The organism is Paraglaciecola sp. L1A13 (assembly GCF_009796745.1).
Lineage (GTDB): Bacteria > Pseudomonadota > Gammaproteobacteria > Enterobacterales > Alteromonadaceae > Paraglaciecola.
In genome coordinates, this window is record NZ_CP047024.1 from 2,483,078 (window position 1) to 2,505,226 (window position 22,149).

Annotated in this window: 22 protein-coding genes; 18 read left to right on the forward strand and 4 right to left on the reverse strand. The window is 42.8% G+C overall.

Translation table 11 applies throughout. The features are described from left to right. Window positions 1-160: 160 nt before the first annotated feature. Complete coding sequence (gene rne / locus GQR89_RS10255) at window positions 161-3,292, reverse strand: ribonuclease E (protein WP_158769955.1); 3,132 nt, start codon at window positions 3,290-3,292, stop codon at window positions 161-163. A gap of 572 nt (window positions 3,293-3,864) precedes the next feature. On the opposite strand from rne, the gene rluC reads away from it, so the two are divergent. The 5 genes from rluC to rfbD are packed head-to-tail and all read left to right on the forward strand — an operon-like array spanning window position 3,865 to window position 8,316. Further along, entirely contained in the window at window positions 3,865-4,821 is a 957-nt protein-coding gene (rluC, locus tag GQR89_RS10260) for a 23S rRNA pseudouridine(955/2504/2580) synthase RluC (RefSeq protein ID WP_158769956.1), read from the forward strand. A gap of 51 nt (window positions 4,822-4,872) precedes the next feature. Then, entirely contained in the window at window positions 4,873-5,964 is a 1,092-nt protein-coding gene (rfbB, locus tag GQR89_RS10265; RefSeq protein WP_158769957.1) for a dTDP-glucose 4,6-dehydratase, read from the forward strand. Between the two features lie 2 nt (window positions 5,965-5,966). Beyond that, window positions 5,967-6,848, forward strand: coding sequence for a glucose-1-phosphate thymidylyltransferase RfbA (rfbA, locus tag GQR89_RS10270; protein ID WP_158769958.1), 882 nt, complete (start codon window positions 5,967-5,969; stop codon window positions 6,846-6,848). Window positions 6,849-6,874: 26 nt separating this feature from the next. Beyond that, window positions 6,875-7,423, forward strand: a complete 549-nt coding sequence (gene rfbC, locus GQR89_RS10275; protein ID WP_158769959.1) for a dTDP-4-dehydrorhamnose 3,5-epimerase — start codon at window positions 6,875-6,877, stop codon at window positions 7,421-7,423. A gap of 26 nt (window positions 7,424-7,449) precedes the next feature. Continuing rightward, the gene (gene rfbD, locus GQR89_RS10280; RefSeq protein WP_158769960.1) at window positions 7,450-8,316 is read left to right on the forward strand and encodes a dTDP-4-dehydrorhamnose reductase; all 867 of its coding nucleotides are present in this window, start codon (window positions 7,450-7,452) and stop codon (window positions 8,314-8,316) included. Between the two features lie 52 nt (window positions 8,317-8,368). Here rfbD and GQR89_RS10285 read toward each other — a convergent pair whose 3' ends face one another. Beyond that, window positions 8,369-8,962 carry a nucleoside triphosphate pyrophosphatase gene (locus GQR89_RS10285; protein ID WP_158769961.1) on the reverse strand — a complete coding sequence of 198 codons (594 nt, stop codon included), beginning with the start codon at window positions 8,960-8,962 and terminating at the stop codon, window positions 8,369-8,371. A 123-nt stretch (window positions 8,963-9,085) separates the two neighbouring features. Between GQR89_RS10285 and yceD the strand changes: the two genes are divergently transcribed. From yceD to GQR89_RS10350, 13 genes are all read left to right on the forward strand, one after another. After that, window positions 9,086-9,613, forward strand: coding sequence for a 23S rRNA accumulation protein YceD (gene yceD / locus GQR89_RS10290; protein ID WP_158769962.1), 528 nt, complete (start codon window positions 9,086-9,088; stop codon window positions 9,611-9,613). Between the two features lie 10 nt (window positions 9,614-9,623). Further along, window positions 9,624-9,794, forward strand: coding sequence for a 50S ribosomal protein L32 (gene rpmF, locus GQR89_RS10295; RefSeq protein WP_158769963.1), 171 nt, complete (start codon window positions 9,624-9,626; stop codon window positions 9,792-9,794). 12 nt (window positions 9,795-9,806) lie between these two features. Further along, on the forward strand, window positions 9,807-10,832 hold the full coding sequence (plsX, locus tag GQR89_RS10300) for a phosphate acyltransferase PlsX (protein ID WP_158769964.1): 1,026 nt from the start codon (window positions 9,807-9,809) through the stop codon (window positions 10,830-10,832). Window positions 10,833-10,835: 3 nt separating this feature from the next. Then, entirely contained in the window at window positions 10,836-11,795 is a 960-nt protein-coding gene (locus GQR89_RS10305) for a beta-ketoacyl-ACP synthase III (protein WP_158769965.1), read from the forward strand. A 67-nt stretch (window positions 11,796-11,862) separates the two neighbouring features. Further along, window positions 11,863-12,792, forward strand: coding sequence for an ACP S-malonyltransferase (gene fabD, locus GQR89_RS10310; RefSeq protein ID WP_158769966.1), 930 nt, complete (start codon window positions 11,863-11,865; stop codon window positions 12,790-12,792). A gap of 14 nt (window positions 12,793-12,806) precedes the next feature. Continuing rightward, entirely contained in the window at window positions 12,807-13,544 is a 738-nt protein-coding gene (gene fabG, locus GQR89_RS10315; RefSeq protein ID WP_158769967.1) for a 3-oxoacyl-ACP reductase FabG, read from the forward strand. Window positions 13,545-13,725: 181 nt separating this feature from the next. After that, a complete protein-coding gene (acpP, locus tag GQR89_RS10320) occupies window positions 13,726-13,965 on the forward strand; it encodes an acyl carrier protein (RefSeq protein ID WP_006993870.1) in 240 nt (79 codons plus the stop codon). Window positions 13,966-14,043: 78 nt separating this feature from the next. Further along, window positions 14,044-15,282 (forward strand): beta-ketoacyl-ACP synthase II, encoded by a 1,239-nt coding sequence (gene fabF, locus GQR89_RS10325; RefSeq protein ID WP_158769968.1) that lies wholly within the window; start codon window positions 14,044-14,046, stop codon window positions 15,280-15,282. Window positions 15,283-15,392: 110 nt separating this feature from the next. Then, window positions 15,393-16,214, forward strand: coding sequence for an aminodeoxychorismate lyase (gene pabC, locus GQR89_RS10330; RefSeq protein WP_158769969.1), 822 nt, complete (start codon window positions 15,393-15,395; stop codon window positions 16,212-16,214). 18 nt (window positions 16,215-16,232) lie between these two features. After that, the gene (mltG, locus tag GQR89_RS10335) at window positions 16,233-17,234 is read left to right on the forward strand and encodes an endolytic transglycosylase MltG (protein WP_158769970.1); all 1,002 of its coding nucleotides are present in this window, start codon (window positions 16,233-16,235) and stop codon (window positions 17,232-17,234) included. 35 nt (window positions 17,235-17,269) lie between these two features. Beyond that, a complete protein-coding gene (tmk, locus tag GQR89_RS10340) occupies window positions 17,270-17,899 on the forward strand; it encodes a dTMP kinase (RefSeq protein ID WP_158769971.1) in 630 nt (209 codons plus the stop codon). A 1-nt stretch (window position 17,900) separates the two neighbouring features. Next, on the forward strand, window positions 17,901-18,797 hold the full coding sequence (gene holB, locus GQR89_RS10345; RefSeq protein ID WP_158769972.1) for a DNA polymerase III subunit delta': 897 nt from the start codon (window positions 17,901-17,903) through the stop codon (window positions 18,795-18,797). A gap of 70 nt (window positions 18,798-18,867) precedes the next feature. Continuing rightward, window positions 18,868-19,644 carry a TatD family hydrolase gene (locus tag GQR89_RS10350; RefSeq protein ID WP_158769973.1) on the forward strand — a complete coding sequence of 259 codons (777 nt, stop codon included), beginning with the start codon at window positions 18,868-18,870 and terminating at the stop codon, window positions 19,642-19,644. A gap of 94 nt (window positions 19,645-19,738) precedes the next feature. On the opposite strand, the gene GQR89_RS10355 is transcribed toward GQR89_RS10350, so the two are convergent. Continuing rightward, window positions 19,739-21,244: a PepSY domain-containing protein gene (locus GQR89_RS10355; RefSeq protein WP_158769974.1), complete on the reverse strand. Its 1,506-nt coding sequence runs from the start codon at window positions 21,242-21,244 to the stop codon at window positions 19,739-19,741. Window positions 21,245-21,249: 5 nt separating this feature from the next. After that, the gene (locus GQR89_RS10360) at window positions 21,250-21,840 is read right to left on the reverse strand and encodes a hypothetical protein (RefSeq protein WP_158769975.1); all 591 of its coding nucleotides are present in this window, start codon (window positions 21,838-21,840) and stop codon (window positions 21,250-21,252) included. Between the last annotated feature and the right edge of the window lie 309 nt (window positions 21,841-22,149).

Here is a 22,149-nt window from a genome sequence, read left to right on the forward strand (position 1 = left end):
TTGATTATCAAATTCTATGCTGCTTTTGTAAGCTTGATAGAGAGGGCGCGAGGATACAGTATATCCCATGATTAGCAATCTAGAATATAAAAAACCGTTGTTAGCGAGGCTAACAACGGTTTAGATTTACCTTAGGTAAACGTGCTTGTGCACGACGAAACTAGTCTTGAGAGACAGGTCTAGTCGCTGGCGCACCAGCACGATTTGATGCAGCAACCATCGCTGCTGATTTACCCGATGCATTAACTGCTGGACGAGAATCATCACCTAATGAACCAATATTCAATTCACTAAACACTTGCTCAACACTCGCAGGGGTCGCCATTGGGTGTGATGCACTCGCTTTGTGAATTTTAACACTTACTGCGGTCGCTTTAGCCGGCGCTATTTTTGCTTTTGGCTTTTCTTGTTCAATCTCTTGAGGCTGCTTGCTACCTTTTGCGGCAACTTCTAGAGCGACAGTTTCAACTTCCGCTGTTACTTGTTCACTTGGTTCAACGTTAACTTCAGGCGTAGAAGGCTGCTTTTCGATAGACTGAATAGCTGCTACTTCTGGTGCCTGTGCGATTTCTTGGCCTGTAGCAATAGTGTCTTCTGGTTGAGTCAATAAGTCACCTTGAGCCGGAGCTTGAGATGCAACATCTGCGCTAACAATAGTCGCTGAAGCTGAGTCAACAGTAGGCGCTACAGATTCGTTTATCGCTTGCTCAGTTTGCACTGGCGCAGTTTCAGATACCTGAGGAGAGTCAAATTGTAATTCGTCTTGTTTGGCACTTTGTACATCATCAACGTTCTGCGTCGCTTGGGCTTCTTCATCTTTACGACGCTTTTGACCAGCAGCTCGAATATGACGAGGTGAACGACGACTACGTGTACGCTGAGTCGTATTTTCATCTTTGTCATTATTATCACTTTCGCTTGATTCAGGTTTCGCTGGATCTTCATGCGTTTCATGAGATGCCGCTTGCGCTCGTTTTTCTTCCGTTTTAGCCTTAGGCTTTTTAGGAGACTCGATATTTTGCGCGCTTGCTACAACGGGCGCTTGAGCATCAACACTTGAAGGCGTGTATTGCTTAGCCGTTTGTTCAACAGCGTTTACAACTTTGTCATCTGCTGGTGAATTTGTAGCATTGTTGTTACCCGTTGCATCGGTAGATACTTGCTCTTGGCTGTCATCAACGCGAATGCTACGGCGGGTATCTCTGCGTTTACGACGTTCAGCAACTTTTTGTTCCTTAACTTCTTTGCGCGGCTCAGCAGCTTTTTGAACTGGCTCTTTTTTCTGCTCAGGGCTGTTTTCAGCAGTGTCTTTCACTTGTTTATTATCGCGACGCGGTTTGCGATTATCATCACGACGTGGCTTACGTTCGCTTGAACTCTCTTTTACGTCACTGTTATCAGTGTGATTATCCGCACGTTTATCAGTGCGGTTGTCGTTACGGTTATCAGTACGGTTATCAGTACGGTTTTCGTTACGACCTTCAGAACGGTTATCGCTTTGCTTGCCACGACGAGGGTTATTACGGTTACGACGAGGTTGTTGTCTTTGCTGAGGCTTTGGTTCGGGCTTAGGTTCTGGCTCTGGTTCCTGCTTAGGTGTCGAAGCAAGCAATGATTTTAACCAATTTGCTATTTGCGACAACAATGAAACACTTTCAGTATCGCCTTTTGCATCGGCTACTGCTGATGGAGCAGCGACAACTTTAGGCGGTGTCACAAAGCTTTGTAAAACAGGTTGCTCTTTCACTGGCATCGCAGTAACAGCTTTATCTGCTTCAGTGTCTTCGCTTTTCATCAACTCGACGTTGTAACTCATATCATGAACTGCATCATCAGGACGGCGGCGCGCGACACTATAATGAGGTGTTTCCATGTTCGGGTTAGGAATGATCACTAATTGCACATTGTGACGTTTCTCAACGCCCGCTACAGCACCACGTTTTTCATTCAATAAATACGTTGCCACATTAACAGGTAACTGGGCTTCAATTTGCCCCGTATTATCCTTAATGCTTTCTTCTTCCATAATACGTAGAACAGATAAAGCCAACGATTCAGTACCACGGATGGTTCCGTGACCACTACAACGTGGACAAACATTGTGCGCTGAATCACCTAAAGAAGGGCGTAAACGTTGGCGCGACATTTCTAATAAACCGAAACGTGATATACGGCCGAGCTGAACCCGAGCGCGATCATGGCGAACTGCATCTTTAAGTCGGTTTTCAACTTCGCGCTGATGACGTACCGGTGTCATATCAATGAAATCGATAACGACCAAGCCACCTAAATCACGTAGACGCAATTGACGAGCGACTTCATCGGCTGCTTCTAGGTTAGTATTAAAAGCAGTTTCTTCGATATCACTGCCTTTTGTTGCGCGTGCAGAGTTAATATCAATTGATGTTAACGCTTCAGTCGGGTCAATAACGATTGAGCCACCTGAAGGTAGACGTACTTCACGTTGAAATGCAGATTCAATTTGGCTTTCAATCTGATAATGGCTGAACAAAGGCACATCGCCACGATACAGTTTTACGCGATTTGCAAAGTCAGGTCGCACTAGCTCTATATGCTTCATCGCTTGTTCATAAATACTGGTTTTATCAATCAGTATTTCACCGATGTCGCGACGCAAATAGTCACGAATAGCACGCACGATAACGTTGCTTTCTTGGTGAATTAAAAATGGAGCAGGGCGTGACTCAGCCGCTTCAGAAATCGCGGTCCAATGGGTTAACAAAACACTTAGATCCCATTGTAATTCCTCAGCTGATTTACCAACACCCGCTGTACGGACGATTAAGCCCATGCCGTCTGGTAACGATAGGTTGCTCAGCGCTTGCTTTAAATCGGTACGCTCATCACCTTCAATACGACGAGAAATACCGCCAGCACGTGGGTTGTTCGGCATTAAGACTAGGTAGCTGCCTGCTAAACTGACAAAAGTTGTTAACGCAGCGCCTTTTTGGCCACGCTCTTCTTTGTCAATTTGTATAATGACTTCCTGCCCTTCTTTGATGACGTCTTTAATGTTTGGACGGCCTTCAAACTTATAACCTTGAGGGAAGTAAGTACGTGCAATTTCTTTTAAAGGAAGGAAACCATGACGCTCTGCGCCGTAATCAACAAATGCCGCTTCTAAGCTTGGCTCTACTCGAGTGATGGTGCCTTTATATATATTGGCTTTTTTCTGTTCATGGCCTGGGCTTTCTATATCTAAATCGTAAAGCTTTTGACCATCAACGAGGGCAACACGCAATTCTTCTTGCTGAGTTGCATTGATTAACATTCTTTTCATTCTTATTGACTCGGTGGTGTACCGATCGCCATGGATGAAAGACATGCGCTGTGATTCGACAAGTTTTTGTCATGCAGCCTCTCGGCTGTATCTAACTAATTTTAAGTTTTTGCCTAAGTACCTTATGCATTATTTAATGCATATATATATTAATACTTCCCGCTTGGGTGTCAGTGTCGGCCTTTCCTGACATCTTTAATTCGTTTCTTAAAACGGTTAATACTCGGTGGTTATGCGTTGAGAAAAAGGGCATAACAAACCCAGTATGTTGTCAATTCAATTACATTCTTTACATCGATCGCGATCAAATAGTTATTTATCATCGCTGATGTCTTGGTTCTGTTTTATCTAATCCACGAAAAGTTACTCACTTCGCGATCGATAGGGCAATATTTAACGACTTTGTATGTGCCGCATTGCTACCAGAACGGATTATTACATCTGTTTGCCTTGCTTGGCAGTTGCCTAAAGCAGGACTGAGGCATTATCACATTAAATTCTTAATGCTGGCAAGTGAATAAAGTGCTGGTCATACATGGGGGGCTTCCAGTTATAATACTCTGATGACCACAGATACTACATTCCAGAAAGTACAGTTTATCGATATCGAGCCAGACCTTGAAGGTCAACGCATCGATAATTATTTGCGTACCTTATTAAAAGGTGTGCCTAAAAGCCTTATTTACCGCATTGTGCGCAAAGGAGAAATCCGCGTAAACAAAAAACGTGTGAAGCCAGAATATAAGCTTCAGGCGAATGACCAATTGCGAATCCCCCCGATTAGGGTGTCCGAACCAAACGAAGCCCCTTCTACAAAACTAGATAAGGTAGCATCGCTTGAATCACATATATTATTCGAAGATGATTTACTTATCGTGTTGAATAAGCCATCAGGAATGGCAGTGCACGGCGGCAGCGGACTAAGTTTCGGTGTAATAGAAGCCCTAAGAGCATTGCGCCCACAAGCACGGTTTTTAGAGTTAGTTCACCGCCTAGACAGGGACACATCAGGCTGCTTAGTGATTGCCAAAAAGCGCTCAGCTTTAAAAGCATTACATGAACAGCTGCGTGATAAAAAAATGGATAAGCGTTATCAAGCGTTAGTGGTAGGCGAGTGGCCAGAGAATCGTTACAAGGTCAATGCGCCCTTATTAAAGAACACGCTTAAATCAGGTGAACGTTTAGTGTGCATCGATACTGAAGGGAAGCCGTCTGAAACACGTTTTCGTGTTTTGAATCGTTTTGTTGGTGCGACACTTGTGGAAGCATCGCCGATTACAGGCCGAACCCATCAAATTCGTGTTCACTGTTTACATGCTGGCCACCCCATTGCTTGCGATGATAAATACGGTGATGCAGATTTTACCGCACAGATGAACAAAAAAGGCTTGAAACGCTTGTTCCTGCACGCTTACTCGATCGCATTTATTCATCCTAAAACAGAAGAAAGAGTCAGCTTTCAAGCTCCGCTTGATCAACAACTAAGCAGAACTTTAAACATACTCGAATCAAGAAATTAGGTACTTTGGACAAGATGTCCGAATAAAATGCTCAGTGGAATTTAATTTTATATGAAAATACTTGTTACCGGCGGAGCCGGATTTATTGGAAGTGCGGTTGTAAGGCACTTATTAGCGAACACCCAAGATAGTGTCATCAATGTTGATGCATTGACCTACGCTGGAAATACTGAATCCATCCCCCCTGAACTACGCAGCGAGCGTTATATATTTGAACAGGTGGATATTTGCGATGCCGCTGAAATAACCCGCGTTTTTAATCAACATCAGCCTGATGCTGTTATGCATTTGGCTGCAGAGTCACATGTTGACCGTTCAATTGATGGTCCTGGAGCCTTTATTCAAACCAATGTAGTTGGCACCTATACCTTATTAGATGCCGCTCGTGAATATTGGCAGAATTTACCAGAACAGCGTAAAACTCAGTTTATTTTTCATCATATATCTACCGATGAAGTGTATGGCGATTTACCTCATCCTGATGAGTTACCTGCCAATAGTGAGCTACCTTTATTCACCGAAGAAACTCCATATGCCCCGAGTTCACCCTATTCGGCAAGTAAGGCAAGTTCAGATCATCTCGTGAGAAGTTGGCAACGTACATACGGTTTACCTACCGTTATCACGAATTGCTCAAATAACTATGGACCATTCCATTTTCCCGAAAAGCTTGTGCCTCACGTTATTCTAAATGCATTGGCTGGTAAAACATTGCCAGTATATGGCGATGGCAGTCAAATTCGCGATTGGTTATTTGTGGAAGATCACGCTCGAGCGTTATGCTTAGTCGTTAAATCGAAACGAGTAGGGGAGACGTTTAACATTGGTGGTCACAACGAGAAACGAAATCTTGATGTGGTACGCACTATCTGTGAACTGCTCGATGAACTCGCCCCCGAACAGAGAGCCGAAGGCATTACACAGTACGCCGATTTAATTACTTTTGTAAAAGACCGCCCTGGCCATGACGCTCGATATGCTATCGATGCAGGTCGAATTCAACGAGAATTGGGATGGGCCCCTGAAGAGAATTTTGTATCTGGTATGCGTAAAACGGTTTTATGGTACCTCAACAATGAGTCTTGGTGGCAAAGAGTATTATCAGGGAAGTATAAATTAGGTCGATTAGGCGAAGGAGAATAAGCATGGCAGAGTATAAAGGTATTATTTTAGCAGGGGGCTCTGGCTCTCGTTTACACCCTATTACCCAAGGTACATCAAAACAACTCTTACCAATTTATGATAAGCCGATGATTTATTATCCGCTTTCTGTATTGATGTTGGCAGGCATTAAAGAAGTGATGATCATCACGACACCAGAAGATCGCGCTAATTTTGAGCGCTTGCTCGGTAATGGCGATGCTTACGGTATTAAAATTGAATATGCCACTCAACCAAGTCCCGATGGCCTTGCCCAGGCGTTTATCATCGCAGAGGATTTCATCGGGGATGCGAATGTCAGTTTAGTGTTAGGTGATAACATATTTTACGGCCAACATTTTTCCGACAAGCTTAAAGACGCGATTAACGTCAGCAAAGGTGCAACGGTCTTTGGTTATCATGTTACCGACCCCGAACGCTTCGGTGTGGTTGAATTTAATAAAGATAAAAAAGCAATCAGCATAGAAGAGAAACCGCTACAGCCCAAGTCAAACTACGCGGTAACCGGTTTATATTTTTACGACAATGATGTTATCGAAATTGCCAAAAATATCAAACCTTCGGTTCGTGGTGAGTTAGAAATTACCGATGTTAATCTAGCCTATCTAAACAGAGGCGATTTGAATGTGTCTCTGCTGGGTCGTGGTTTTGCTTGGTTAGATACTGGGACCCACGACTCGTTATTAGAAGCAGGGCAATTTGTGCAAACCGTTGAGCACAGACAGGGTTTGAAGGTAGCGTGTTTAGAAGAGATAGCCTATCGCAATAAGTGGATAAATAAGGAACAACTTATAATCCAAGGTAATAGCCTAGCAAAAACAGGTTATGGACAATATTTACTTAAAGTCGCCGCCGGTTACGAATAACGCTTCACCCAATAAGAGTTTTTAATATGCAAATCACCCAAACAGCCTTAAACGATGTGGTTATTTTCGAACCGAAAGTATTTGGTGACGAAAGAGGATTCTTTATGGAAACCTTTCGCGCCGATGTTTTCACACAAACCACTGGCGTTGAATCGCTAGTACAAGACAATCATAGTAAGTCTCGGCAGGGTATCCTGCGTGGATTGCATTACCAGTTAGAACATACGCAAGGTAAGTTAGTGCGCGTGACTCAAGGCAGTGTATTCGATGTGATTGTCGATTTAAGGAAATCATCATCTAGTTATGGTCAGACTTTAGGCCTTGAGTTATCCGCTAAAAATAATAAACAGCTTTGGGTGCCTCCCGGATTCGCCCATGGATTTTATGTGACCAGTGAGACCGCTGAGTTTGTATATAAATGCAGTGATTATTATTATCCGCAATCTGAAGTATCCATCTTATGGAACGATCCAGTATTAGGCATTAAATGGCCCTTAGTAAACGGTGATGAGCCAGCCTTATCAGAAAAAGACAAAGTAGGGTGTTTATTTGAGAACGCACCGAAATTTGACTGATATAAACTAAGTAGAGTGCAATAATTGTGAAAGTACTGATCACCGGAAAAAACGGCCAGCTGGGTTGGGAGTTAGTCAATCGCGCACCAGCAAATGACGTAGAAGTATATGCGTTTGATAGTGGCGAGCTAGATATAACAGACTCACTAAGCGTACATGATAAATTCAGCATGGTACAACCTGACGTTGTAATCAATACCGCGGCGTATACAGCGGTAGATAAAGCTGAATCAGATAATGAAGGCGCCTTTCTCGTTAATGAGCGAGGGGCAATCAATCTTGCGCAAGCTTGCAAAAAATTCAATGCTCGCTTATTACACGTATCTACGGATTTTGTTTTTGATGGTACTAAACATTCTCCCTATTTGACCACTGATACACCGAATCCACTTGGTGTATATGGCGCGTCAAAATTAGCTGGGGAACGGGGTATACAAAATGTGTTACCAGAAGCCGTTATCGTCAGAACTGCATGGGTGTATTCCTCCCATGGCAATAATTTTGTTAAAACGATGCTGCGCTTAATGCAGGAAAAGCCACAGTTGGGCGTGGTGTTTGATCAAATAGGCACGCCGACTTACGCCGCAGGGCTAGCAGATTGGTTATGGCGAGTTAGCGATAATAACCATGTTAAGGGTTTATATCATTGGACAGACGCCGGCGTGGCGAGTTGGTATGACTTTGCGGTCGCCATACAAGAGCTGGCGCTTGAAAAAGGCATACTTAAGAACGAAATACCCGTCCGACCTATTTATGCCGAACAATATCCTACGCCGGCTAAGCGTCCAGCATTTTCTGTAATTGATAAAACAAGTGCAGAAAAGGACAGTGGTTTACAAACAATCCATTGGCGTAAGCAACTATCAGTAATGCTCGATAAATTAGCTATGTGATAAAGTATCTGGTTTCATCAACAACCTTTATATTGCTGATGAAACCATATCCTTATAAACTTTTTTGAATATAATCAAATATATCTACATCGAATTTTGTCAGTAGCTCAATAAGCGCGATTAACGGCAAGCCAACCAGCGTGTTTGGGTCTCGTCCTTCAAGGCTCGAAAATAAACAAATCCCTAGTCCTTCGCTTTTAAAACTCCCTGCACAGTCGTAAGGTGTTTCGACTTCTAGATATCGGGTAATGCTTTTCGGGGAAAGATGCTTAAAGGACACGTCGAAAGTTTCCACTATCGTTTCTTGCTTGCCAGTTTGACTGTCGCACAACGAAAGCCCGGTATAGAAGGTTACTGTTCGTCCACTTAAAAAAGTAAGTTGCTTAAATGCATTGCTGAAATTAGCTGGTTTACCCAGTATCTTCCCATCAACGCAAGCAACTTGATCAGAGCCAATCGCGATCCCTTGATGATGGGCGGCCACGGATGCAGCTTTGGCCAGCGACAAACGAGAAACGAGTTGTTCGGGTTTTTCATTTGTCAAAGGCGTTTCATCCACATCAGGCGACTCAGACGTGAAGGGAATACAAAGCTTGGCAAGCAATGATTTACGATATAAAGAGCTTGAAGCAAGAATTAGTTTCATCAAATTAGCGACCTGTATTATAATTGTCGGCCAACATAAAAGCATAAACTGCTTACTTTACATAGGACTTAAGATTATATTTTCTTTGACTAAACCCTTTTCAGCCTTTATCATGCGCGCGCTATGCAGAAAGTAAAATTACCCAGACAGCTCGATCCTATCAAAAGTGCCACAAAACGCTCTGAATATAAGGGTGTGATGTTAACGGCTGATATGCCGCGGTTGGTTGGTACGGTTGCTAGCATAGACGATGAAGTTGAAATCGAAATGAAGTTTTTAAAAGACGAGCAGGGTCTTTCTTATTTCGAAGGTAAAATTCATTGTGGAACATCACTTATCTGTCAAAGATGTAATGGTGTTTTTACTCATCCTTTAGATGTGTCGTTTTGTTTCAGTCCTGTGCAGGGACTTGATGATGAAAAGACCGATGAGTTACCGGATATTTACGACCCGGTAGAGGTCAATGACCACGGAGAAGTCAATTTACTTCAATTATTTGAAGACGAAATGATTTTATCTTTGCCAATTGTCGCCCTTCATGCAGAGGAGGATTGCGGCACAAAAGCAAAGGACATGTCTTTCGGAAAAATTGAACCGGTCGATGAACGTCCAAACCCGTTCGCGGTTTTGAAAGAACTTAAGCGAGACTAGGAGCAAACTAATGGCAGTACAAAAGAATCGTAAAACTCGTTCAAAGCGTGGCATGCGTCGTTCGCATGATTCGTTGGGAACTGCGACTATGTCTGTAGATTCAACATCAGGTGAGACGCATATTCGTCATCACATTACAGCTGATGGTTACTACAAAGGCAAAAAAGTTCTCTCATTATAATTTGAGATAACTTTGCGTCATCTAACCTTAGCGTTAGATATTATGGGGGGCGATAACGGCCCCCATATTATTTTATCCGCTGCATTTAAAGCTCTCACTGAGTTCCCCCAGCTCCACTTGGTACTTTGTGGTGACGAAGGTGTAATCACATCTTGGTTAAAGCAACACCCTGACTTATCCCCTAATCGCTATATAATTGTGCATTGCAACCAACAGGTTTTAATGGACGATAACCCCGTGTCCGCACTTCGGCATAAAAAAGATTCTTCAATGGCTTGTGCTATTAGGCATGTTAAAGACGGGTTGGCAGACGCGTGTGTCAGCGCAGGCAATACCGGTGCACTTCTAGCGATAGCATGTTCGCAATTAAAAACGTTGGCAGGTGTGAGCAGACCGGCTTTGGTTTCAAGCCTTCCTACCGCAAAAGGGCGTAAAGTCTTCTTGTTAGACTTAGGCGCAACCATACAATGCGATGCACAAACCTTATTTCAGAACGCAGTCATGGGCTCTGTATTAGCAGAACAAATTGCAGGCGTGGAAAAACCCCGTGTAGCTATTTTAAATGTAGGGGAAGAGCAAATTAAAGGTCCTGCTGCGATTAAGCAAGCCAATGCACTATTAACGGACAGTCATCAAGTGAATTATATAGGCTACGTCGAAGGTGACGATATTTTCAACGATATAGCAGATGTAATTGTAACGGACGGTTTCTCAGGAAATATTGCATTAAAGTCCTGCGAAGGTTTAGTTAAGTTATTGATTAAACAAATAAAACGTGATGCTCAACGCAACTTATTGAGCAAAATCATGGCAAAATTAGCTCGCCCTTTATTACGTCGACTTTATTTACGAGTGAACCCCGACCAGTATAACGGCGCTAGTCTGATAGGATTGCGCGGAATTGTGGTCAAGAGCCACGGAAACGCCTCTGATGAGGCATTTTTGTATGCTATTCGAGAAGCCGTTCAGGAGGCCAATCGACAAGTTCCCACTAAAATTAAAGATAAAATAGAAAACCTCTTGATGGAGCGCTCGTAATTAATGAATTCTAGAATAATTGGAACAGGTAGTTATTATCCAAGCGAAGTGCGCAGCAACGCAGATTTATCTCTTATGGTTGATACCTCAGACGAATGGATAACGGACCGAACCGGTATAAAAGAACGTCGCATTATTGGCGCTCATGAAACCGCAGCGACCATGGGCTATGAAGCCAGTAAAAAGGCGCTAGAGGCCGCTGGTATAGACGCAAAATCACTCGATATGATCGTATGTGCTACTACGAGTGGCCGTCATTCATTACCCAGTACTGCCTGTGAAATTCAAAAAGCCTTAGATATAGACGGTATCCCAGCATTTGATGTAGCGGCCGCCTGTGCTGGTTATTGTTACGCATTGAGCGTAGCTGATCAGTACATTAAATCAGGCATGGCTAAACGTATTTTGGTTATTGGAACAGACTGTTTAAGCCGAATGATCAGCCCAGAAGACAGAACCATGGTCATATTATTTGGAGACGCAGCTGGGGCTACTATTATCGAAGCAAGTGAAGAGCCTGGTATTCTTTCTACTCACATTCATGCTGCCGGCTCATACGGTGACTTACTTGCCATTGGTAATCCAACCCGTGGTGATGAATTATCCATTCACGAAAATTGGGGCACCATGAAAGGCAACGAAGTATTTCGTGTCGCGGTGACTAAATTGAGTGAAATTGTTGAGGAAACACTCGCGGCCAACAATATGCAGAAATCTGATTTAGATTGGCTTGTTCCTCACCAAGCGAACTTTCGGATTATCAAGGCTACTGCTAAAAAATTAGATATGTCTCTTGATCAAGTCGTCATGACGTTAGAGCGCTATGGTAATACCTCAGCCGCTACCGTACCGACTGCATTAGATGAAGCGGTTCGTGATGGTAGAATCAAACGTGGTCAAAATTTATTACTAGAAGCCTTTGGTGGCGGATTTGCTTGGGCATCAGCCCTGATTCGTTATTAACAAGAAATTTTAAATTTACTAAGCTTATACAATTATAGATTTTAGTGAGCAATTGAAAGGAAGTTTTATGTCAAAACGCGCGTGGGTGTTCCCAGGTCAGGGATCACAAACAGTGGGCATGTTGAAAGACTTAGCGGAGAATTATCCGCAAGTAGAAGAAACATTTAGTCGCGCAAGTAAAGTGTTAGGTTATGATCTTTGGGATGTTGTACAAAATGACAAAACTCAAACGTTAGGCCAAACACAGGTTACCCAACCTGCTTTATTAGCAGCCAGCTACGCTATTTTCCAAGTACTAAAGGCCCAGGATGTCAATTTACCACATTACCTAGCGGGTCATAGCCTTGGTGAATACTCAGCTTTAGTATGTTCAGGGGTATTGACCTTTGAAGACGGCATTAAATTAGTTGAAGCCCGTGGTCAATTTATGCAACAAGCTGTACCTGAAGGTGTTGGCGCGATGTATGCCATAATTGGTTTGGACGATGCCAAAGTAATAAAGGCATGTGCTGAAGCTCAAACCGAAACTCAACTAATTGTCTCAGCGGTCAACTTTAACTCTCCGGGCCAAGTGGTCATTGCAGGTAATGCAAAAGCCGCTGAAAAAGCAGCTGAATTATGCAAAGTAGCGGGAGCAAAACGCGCGTTGCCATTAGCCGTAAGCGTGCCATCACACTGTGCGTTAATGAAACCAGCGGCAGATAAGCTCGCTTCCTTATTTGATTCAATAGAATTTAGCGCGCCGTCTATCCCTGTAATAAATAATGTTGATGTGGCAATTGAAACCACATCACAAGCAATTAAAACAGCGCTTTTACGACAGTTGTATAGCCCTGTTCGCTGGACAGAAACGATTCAAAAACTTGCGTCGTTAGATGTTACTCAATTACATGAAATTGGTCCTGGCAAAGTACTAACGGGCCTGATTAAGCGCATTGATAAATCGTTAAGCTGTGACGCAGTTAATAACGCGGAAACAGTCTCCGTTATTCGTTAATAAAGAGAAAATACATGTCTGGATTAGATGGAAAAATAGCATTGGTAACCGGTGCGAGTCGTGGTATTGGTAAAGCTATCGCTGAGCAATTGGTAAATGATGGTGCCACTGTTATCGGTACGGCTACTTCTGAAAACGGCGCGCAGGCAATCAGCGAATATCTAGGTGCAAATGGCAAGGGGATGGTACTGAATGTCTCTGAACCTGAGTCTATGACCACCTTGTTATCTGCTGTAGCTGAGCAGTTTGGTGTGATTGATATTTTAGTTAATAATGCTGGTATCACCCGCGATAATCTACTTATGCGCATGAAAGATCATGAGTGGCAAGATATATTAAATACCAACCTTACGTCAGTATTTAATATGTCTAAAGCAGTTTTACGTGGCATGATGAAAAAACGTTGTGGTAGAATCATTAATATTGGTTCTGTTGTTGGTAGCACAGGTAATGCTGGTCAAGCTAACTATGCTGCAGCGAAAGCGGGTGTAATAGGCTTTAGTAAATCCATGGCACGTGAAGTTGCTTCTCGAGGCATTACGGTCAATGTGGTTGCGCCAGGTTTTATCGACACTGATATGACCAAAGCATTAAGTGACGACCAACGCGAAGCCATTTTTAAAGATATTCCAGCAAATCGCTTAGGCTCCGTTCAAGAAGTAGCTGCAGCGGTTGGCTTTTTAGCTAGTAATAGCGCCGCTTACATCACGGGTGAAACCTTACATGTAAATGGTGGAATGTTTATGGGGTAGTGTGTTTAACTAACAAACTTGTTGTTAAAACATCACTTGCCTGTTATTTTTTAGTTAATTATTGTATTGTTTTAGTGGTTCGACCAGTAAAAAACTTCAATGTCTTGCTTGCAAGGCAGAGGGTTGGTGAATACACTACTCGAAATTTATATCTAGCGACTTTTAAGGGAAAACTAGAATTATGAGTGACATCGAAGAACGCGTTAAAAAAATCATTATTGAACAACTTGGTGTTAAAGAAGAAGAAGTAAAATCAGAAGCCTCGTTTGTTGATGATCTAGGTGCGGATTCTCTAGACACAGTTGAATTGGTTATGGCTTTGGAAGAGGAATTCGATACAGAAATTCCTGATGAAGAAGCAGAAAAAATTACCACAGTTCAATCTGCAATTGACTACGTTAACGCTCACAAAGACGCGTAAACAGTTTTTAAAAACGGCTCTTTCTGAGCCGTTTCTTTTATCTAATACACCAAATTCAAATTACGTTCGGAGGCCAAAGTGGCTAAACGTCGGGTTGTAGTAACCGGTCTTGGCGTACTCTCTCCTGTGGGCAATGATTATGCTTCCACGTGGCAGAATATCGTCAACGGTAAAAGTGGTATCGGTCCAATTACGGTTTTTGATGCATCGGAATATACGACGCATTTTGCAGGTGAAGTAAAAGGCTTCAATGTTGAAGACTACATCGCCAAAAAAGAAACCAAGAAAATGGATAAGTTTATTCAATTTGGCGTTGCTGCAGGAATGCAAGCTTTAGCTGATTCAGGTCTTGAGATTACTGAAAAAAATGCATCACGAGTTGGTGTCGCAATTGGATCGGGTATTGGTGGTTTAAGTTTGATTGAAGAAAACCACACCAAGTTGGTTAATTCAGGTCCCAAACGTATATCACCGTTTTTTGTACCCGCCACGATCACCAACATGATTTCAGGTTTTCTGTCAATTATGAAAGGTTTGAAAGGCCCTAATTTAAACATTGTGACGGCTTGTACCACAGGTGTACATAATATGGGCGTAGCAGCACGTCTTATTGCCTACGGTGATGCTGACGCAATGTTAGCGGGCGGAGCTGAGGCATCTATATGCCCGTTAGGCTTAGGTGGTTTTGCGGCAGCCAGAGCGCTATCTACGCGTAATGACGCGCCTGAGATTGCGAGCCGCCCTTGGGATAAAGACCGTGACGGTTTTGTTATGGGCGAGGGCGCTGGTGTCGTTATGCTAGAAGAGTATGAATCGGCAAAAGCCCGAGGCGCAAAGATTTACGCAGAACTTGTCGGCTTCGGAATGAGCGGTGACGCTTATCATATGACCTCACCACCTGAAAATGGTGAAGGTGCTGCAGCGGCTATGCAAAACGCATTAAATGATGCATCACTTAATGCGCGACAAGTCGGTTATATCAATGCTCACGGTACCTCCACTCAAGCGGGTGATGTTGCTGAAGTCGCGGCAGTAAAAAGTATTTTCGAAGGATACGCTAATAAAGTGTTAGTCAGTTCGACTAAATCTATGACTGGGCATTTACTTGGCGCAGCTGGTGCGGTAGAAGCTATTTTCACCATTTTGGCGTTGCGCGATCAAGTAGCTCCTCCAACCATAAACTTAGACACCCCTGGTGAAGGTTGCGATCTTGATTTTGTGCCCCACGAAACGCGTTCGGTCAAAATGGAATATGCCCTGTGTAATTCATTTGGATTCGGCGGTACAAATGGTTCGTTATTGTTTAAAAAAGTTTAATTATTAACCATTAATACAACTTTATTAGTAACCAGACAAAGCCTGTAATATCATTGCTATTACAGGCTTTTTTTCGTTTAGATTAATACGACTCACTGCAAAGATATCTCATGATTGTAAATGGATTACCCGCCTTAGAAATTGATATCGCTGACAGAGCAATACAATACGGCGATGGGTGTTTTACCACAATGGTAGTAAGGCACGGTGAAATAGAGCTCTGGAGCGCACATTTGGAGCGCTTAAAGCACTGCTGTGAACGCTTATATATTCCATTTAGCAATTGGGATGAACTCACTCAATCTGCATTGAATTGCGCGCGAAGTGAAACCCTCGCCGTATTGAAAGTATTGATTTCTCGCGGTTCTGGCGGACGCGGTTATAGCCCCATTGGCGCAAATCACCCAGTGTATATCATTACTCGTCACGCCATGCCAATACAGTATGGTAATTGGCAAGAAATGGGGATCGAGTTAAATGTCAGCAATATCACTCTGGCTAAACAACCTCTGTTAGCAGGGTTGAAACATTTAAATCGATTAGAGCAAGTTTTTATCAAACGTGAACTTGCCCTTGACGCATTTCATGACTGTATTGTGCTGGACACCGACGACATCATCGTTGAATCATCTGTCGGTAATCTCTTTTGGTTTAATGAAAACGCTTGGTTTACACCATCACTTACTTTTAGTGGTGTTGAAGGGGTCATGCGTAACCATATTATTGATTATTTTACCCTTAATGGTATTGCTATTCATCAATGTCGGGAGGGGTTAAGCAATTTGCAATCGGCTAGCGAAGTATTCGTATGTAATAGCTTAATGGGTGTGGTACCGGTCAATGCAATCGAATATGCTGATGGGCATCGAGCTTATTATCGAACTGATAAAACCCGTCAAGTGCAACAAGAAGTAACCCATCATCGTGTCTAATATTAAAGTGGCGGTATTGTGAAAATTAATGTTATTAAAACAACCTCATGGTTGATTACTTTAACTGTCGTCACCTTAATGACAGGCTATTATTATCTTCAACAACAGGCTGAAAAACCTTTACAACTCCAGCAGCCAACATTGCTTAGTATCGATAAAGGTCAATTTTCAAATAGTATCCTCAGTCAGTTAAAACAGCAGGCACTTATCGAACACACTCTCGGGTTAAAAGTCATGTTAAAGCTAATGCCTGAATTAACCAACGTCAAAGCCGGAACCTATGAATTGCTGCCGGGAATGAACGGTATTGATGTTTTTCGCCTGATTGCTAGCGGCAAGGAAAAGCAATTTGCTATCACCCTTATTGAAGGGCTTAGGTGGCAAGATTGGCGCAAACAAATTGTTACCCATTCTCATATTATCGTTAACGATGATTTTGAAGATAAAGTTGTTCGATTAACCCATGACCTAACTGGCAACACGTTAGAGGGTTGGTTATTACCCGACACCTATTACTTTGTTGCGGGCACATCCGCGTTTACTATCGTCCAAAGGGCGCACAATGAAATGCAAAGTGCGTTAAAAAATCTATGGCAACAAAGAGAGCAAAATCTCCCCTATACATCGGCCTATGATGCCTTGATAATGGCATCTATTATCGAGAAAGAAACAGCTCGTGCTGATGAGCGTGAACGTATAGCGGGTGTGTTTGTTAATCGCCTAAGACTTAATATGCGTCTGCAAACGGATCCGACCGTTATTTACGGAATTGGCGAGCAGTTTGATGGCAATATTAGGCGCAAGGACTTACGCACCGCTACACCCTACAATACCTACATCATTAAAGGCTTAACGCCCACGCCTATTGCGATGCCAAGTCTATTAGCTATCTATGCGGCCTTGAATCCATTACCAACTGATGAGTTATATTTTGTATCCAAAGGGGATGGCAGTCACCATTTTTCAACTACCTTGCAAGAGCACAATCAGGCAGTGCGCAAGTATCAATTAAACCATTAATCAGAAAGTCATTTAGCGATAAAGGAAGTGTAGTTTTGATCCCAACAGGTAAATTTATAGTTATTGAAGGCTTAGAGGGGGCAGGTAAAAGTACCGCCGTAAGCATCGTCAAAACCTGTATTGAACAAGCAGGCCACAGCCTGATCTGTACCCGCGAGCCTGGTGGTACAGCGATGGCTGAAGCCATTCGTGAATGTGTTAAAAAAGATTGGCAAGACGAAACAGTTACTACTGAAGCTGAGTTACTATTGATGTACGCTGCCAGAGCCCAGTTATTGTTTAACGTCATTCACCCAGCCCTTAAAAAAGGAGACTGGGTGCTAGGCGATCGCCACGACATGTCGTCTCAGGCTTATCAAGGGGGCGGGCGAGAGATCCCGCAATCATTGATACAGCCCCTTAGAGAAATAACATTAAAAGGTTTTACCCCAGATTTCACTTTATATCTTGATGTTGAACCCAGTGAAGGCTTAAAGCGCGCACGAGGCAGAGGTGAGCTTGATCGTATTGAACAGCTCGATATTTCATTTTTTGAACGTACCAGAGCACGTTACCTAAGTATTGCTCAGCAGGATCCAAATTGCGTCATCATCAATACCATGCAATCAATGGAACAAGTACACCATGATATTAAGCATGCCATGCAACAGTTTTTGGCGGTTTAGTATGTATTCTTGGTTACAGGGATCTTTACAGCAATTATATCAGCGAGCTGCCCAGCATAAATTACATCATGCACTATTGTTAAAAGGTCTTAAAGGCATTGGTAAAGGTGATTTTACTGAACAATTGGGCCGCTATTTGCTGTGTTCAAACAAACAAGTTGTTGCACAAACAGAAGCTGCGCCGTGCGGACTTTGTCAATCATGCTTATTACTCAATGCGGGTAATCATCCTGACCTATATGAAATCCGCTCTGATAAGCAAATAGGCGTAGATGCAATTCGGGAAGCGATCAAGAAACTGTCGGGTTCCTCTCAGTTATCAGGAGCCAAAGTCTTGGTGATCCATGACGCACATACTATGACCGAATCCAGTGCAAATGCGTTGCTTAAGACGCTTGAAGAGCCCACCAATAATACCTTTTTATTATTGCTCAGTGACCAAACTGAGCGCTTGTTACCGACGATATTGAGTCGTTGCGAGAAGGTTGCTTTGCCAAGCCCGACCAAACAGGCTTGTATAGATTGGTTAGTCCAACAAGGCTATCAAAATGTCGATGAAGCCATGTTACGCTTATACGGTGCTTCACCATTGTTGTTGGTTGAGAGGCTCGTTACCCCACCTAAAATAAGCTATCAAGATGTGGCCCGTGGAATTGAATCCTTGCAAGCTGGGTCGGCAGACCCTGCTGATCTTGCTACTAAGTGGCAAGATGACGCAATTAATATGGTTAAGTGGCTGCAGATTTGGTTACTTGAAAAATTAAAAAAAGGGCCTAACAACCCAGAGTCTTTATGGCAGATGCATAAGCTGTGTGTCAGCGCCAATGAACAATTACGTAATCCTGGGGTCAATAAAACCCTAGTATTGGTCAATATATTACAGTCGATGGTAAAGTAATATTTTAGCGGTATTCAATAGGTCTTGCCGTTAACGCAGGCTGATCAACTTTTTAAAATAGGAAAATTTCTTGTTTGTAGATTCACATTGTCATCTCGACCGATTAGATAAAAGCCCGCAAGAACTTGCCGAGGTTATCCATTTTGCTCAGCAACGAGGCGTAGAACATTTTTTATGTGTATGCGTATCCGTTAATGACTTTCCCGCGATGATGCAATCCATTAAACCGTTTAATAATGTATCCGCGAGCTGTGGTGTGCATCCGCTTCATCAAGATGAAGCATGCTCTTATGACGAATTGCTCGCCATGGCAAGCTCTGACAATATAGTCGCCATCGGTGAAACAGGTCTGGATTATTTTTACAGTGCTGAAACCAAAGATGTGCAGCTAACATCATTTGTCGATCACATTAAAGTGGCCAATGAGCTTAATAAACCTTTGATTATCCACACCAGAGACGCGCGCCAAGATACCATTGCATTACTAAAACAACATAAAGCGCCTACTACTCGTGGTGTATTACACTGTTTTACTGAAGATTGGGAAATGGCTGAGGCAGCAATAGCCTTAGGATTTTATATTTCAATTTCAGGCATTGTGACCTTCAAAAGTGCTCAAGCACTGCAAGATGTCGTTAAAAAAATCCCATTAGAGAACCTGCTGATCGAGACTGATTCCCCTTGGCTTGCCCCTGTGCCTTACCGAGGAAAGCAAAATCAACCAGGTTATGTGCGAGAAGTAGGGGAGTTTATTGCCAAGCTTAAGGGCGTATCGGTTGAGGAACTCGCCCGAATAACAACCGAAAATTTTTACCAACTATTCAATATCGCCAAAAAAAGCGCTTAATATCAAATGTAATCGTGCGAAGTATTTTACGCTTCGCACAGCTTCGTCTTCTTAGGTTACCGCTTCGCGTCTCAATCTTTGGCCACACTTGGCTTTAATCAAACTGCACACTAGGTTGTTTGAGTAAGTCTCTATAACCGAAATACAGGAATAAGCCTGCGCTAAAGCAACAAACACCATTTATCCAATGACCGGTTAGAGGTATTAGACCAATAGCAAATCGTTGATAATATCCCGCGACAAGCAACATAAGTGCAACACCGGTTAATAATTTAAGCCAGCCGCGGCAGTGATTTTCATTTTGAATATACAAAGACCAGCCAATCATCACTAACATGGCCCCCCAAAATACTGCGATAGAAGGCAGGTTAAACACCACTTGCGTAACAGAGGATAACGCTAAAGCCATTGGCACGCCCCAAACTGTCGCCACCCACGCATTATTAATAAAATCCCGCCCTTGACGCTTATCCAACCAGATATTCACACCCGTTACGCTCACAATGCTTAAAGCGATACCAAGCAACATATAAGCAATTTGAACCGCTACATTACCAAAATGGCCAAAGTGGACTCGATAGACTGAAAATATACCTTGTCGTCCAGCTAAGCCATCTGAAAAACCGGCTTTATTAATATATTCTCCATCATTATTAAACCGGTATTGTTCAGCATAGATCAAGCGCTGAGGATACCGCACTCCAACAATTATATATTGCTCTGGTGTGCCTACATCTTCTACGGTTACGTAAAAAGGAACATACCCGGATAAGTCTGCATAGCTATCGAGTTCTGCGTTGTTATTTGTGCTGTTATGTATTTCGTTGTGCACCACAGTAGGTAAATTGATAAGTGCCTTGGTAATATTGGCAGTATCAACAGGCTGTGACAAGACAGGCTCACTAGAGAACACATCAGCGATAAGCGCTTTACTATCACCATCGTAAAACGCTAATGAAAAAACGTAGGCGAAGACCATCGCTAATCCAAAATAGGCCCCCGTAATGCCTATCATTAAATGAAATGGTGCTGCCCAGACACTCAAACGATTATGTAAATCACGTTGACTATGCGGACTTCCCGCTTGAATTCGCAGTTTAAACGCATCTTTAAAGATACGCCTATGGGCCATAAATCCTGAGATAATCAGGCCGCATAACAATACACCGAATAAGCTCACTAATACCAAGCCAATACTTGGCGGTAAATGCAATTCAATGTGCAAGTCCACCAGCAGGTCTTTCCAAGGGTGGGATTTTTCAATGCCTAAACTACCGTCTTGCAGAATAAAATAGCTTTGAGCATTTGCAGTCACGTAGCCTCGAGGATATTCGTTTGTTGGTAATACCATTGTGACGTCATGAATGACGTCTCTCGCTGGCACAGTGCTAAGCACTTGTTCGTAAGCCTGTTGTAACGCATCTGGCGAAAGGTGTGTGTACTCCACAACAGCAGGTTGTTCCCAACGTTCAAATTCGGGATAAAAAACGGCTATGGCCCCTGACAAACAGATGATGTACAGCAAGGCACCACTGAGCAAACCCAACCAACCATGCCCAGATAACGATTGACGACTAATACGTGGTGAAATAGAAAGCATATTAACTACAAGCCAAATAATGAAAATGCGCTGAAACCAGCAAGAATACTCAGTAGCACAAGAGGTCTCGATTTTCGCTGAGAAGAAATAGTCCAATATGCAAAGGCGCCCCACAGTAAGGGCATGATTAGCGCACTGAGTACCATGGCGTTGACCTTATTCAAGCCAATAAAACCGAAAATACTCATACTGATGACCATGGCAACCGTTCCCGCAAAAGGAAGGACCAATACAAGATTGACAATATGGGTGGGTATATTTGCCCAACGATAGCGGTGCATGGCCACTCTATTCGATTTAAATACCTGTGACGCTAATGAGGACTTTTTGTCGGTTCTTGTCTTCGCAATTGATGGCTTAGCGACATAGCTATTATATAAGCTGAGTGACCATGCGGTGCAGCAAATATAAAGCGCCACATAAACCAAAGAAAACTCAATTCCATTATGTCCTTTGAATATCCAAGGACCCGCCAAGAGCGCTGACCAACAAAATAGAATTAGCACCGATTTGTATTTGAATTGGTACCGCCAGCATATATATAGCAACAACACTGCAGCCAGCGTGTTAATGCCAACCAATAAAGACCAAAGCATTGATTATCGTCCTTGAAAATAATAGATTAACTTACTGCATGTTAGTGATAATCGTTATCATTTACAATTGATATTGCAAAATTACCTTTTTAATAGGAAAATTATACCGTGCGGTAAGATCAGTTCAGTCTGCTAAAGGGCTATATTTAGAGTGTTTATACGTACATTGAGGCGAGGGAGTATTCTATTGATTACGGGTTAGTTTGCTTAAATAAGCCTATATAAACGCTAATCAACTCACTTTCAGCACGTATATAAGCTCTATAAGTCGACAACTGCTACCATCTTGAGTTGCCAAATAAGGGATAG

Excerpts from the sequence above, each read along its gene's own strand:
- fabD (WP_158769966.1), top strand. The coding sequence starts at position 11,863 with ATGTCAAAACGCGCGTGGGTGTTCCCAGGTCAGGGATCACAAACAGTG.
- GQR89_RS10305 (WP_158769965.1), top strand. The coding sequence starts at position 10,836 with ATGAATTCTAGAATAATTGGAACAGGTAGTTATTATCCAAGCGAAGTG.
- rpmF (WP_158769963.1), top strand. The coding sequence starts at position 9,624 with ATGGCAGTACAAAAGAATCGTAAAACTCGTTCAAAGCGTGGCATGCGT.
- rluC (WP_158769956.1), top strand. The coding sequence starts at position 3,865 with ATGACCACAGATACTACATTCCAGAAAGTACAGTTTATCGATATCGAG.
- GQR89_RS10285 (WP_158769961.1), bottom strand. The coding sequence starts at position 8,962 with ATGAAACTAATTCTTGCTTCAAGCTCTTTATATCGTAAATCATTGCTT.
- rfbC (WP_158769959.1), top strand. The coding sequence starts at position 6,875 with ATGCAAATCACCCAAACAGCCTTAAACGATGTGGTTATTTTCGAACCG.
- acpP (WP_006993870.1), top strand. The coding sequence starts at position 13,726 with ATGAGTGACATCGAAGAACGCGTTAAAAAAATCATTATTGAACAACTT.
- holB (WP_158769972.1), top strand. The coding sequence starts at position 17,901 with ATGTATTCTTGGTTACAGGGATCTTTACAGCAATTATATCAGCGAGCT.
- GQR89_RS10360 (WP_158769975.1), bottom strand. The coding sequence starts at position 21,840 with ATGCTTTGGTCTTTATTGGTTGGCATTAACACGCTGGCTGCAGTGTTG.
- pabC (WP_158769969.1), top strand. The coding sequence starts at position 15,393 with ATGATTGTAAATGGATTACCCGCCTTAGAAATTGATATCGCTGACAGA.
- rfbA (WP_158769958.1), top strand. The coding sequence starts at position 5,967 with ATGGCAGAGTATAAAGGTATTATTTTAGCAGGGGGCTCTGGCTCTCGT.
- yceD (WP_158769962.1), top strand. The coding sequence starts at position 9,086 with ATGCAGAAAGTAAAATTACCCAGACAGCTCGATCCTATCAAAAGTGCC.
- rne (WP_158769955.1), bottom strand. The coding sequence starts at position 3,292 with ATGTTAATCAATGCAACTCAGCAAGAAGAATTGCGTGTTGCCCTCGTT.
- rfbB (WP_158769957.1), top strand. The coding sequence starts at position 4,873 with ATGAAAATACTTGTTACCGGCGGAGCCGGATTTATTGGAAGTGCGGTT.
- fabG (WP_158769967.1), top strand. The coding sequence starts at position 12,807 with ATGTCTGGATTAGATGGAAAAATAGCATTGGTAACCGGTGCGAGTCGT.
- GQR89_RS10355 (WP_158769974.1), bottom strand. The coding sequence starts at position 21,244 with ATGCTTTCTATTTCACCACGTATTAGTCGTCAATCGTTATCTGGGCAT.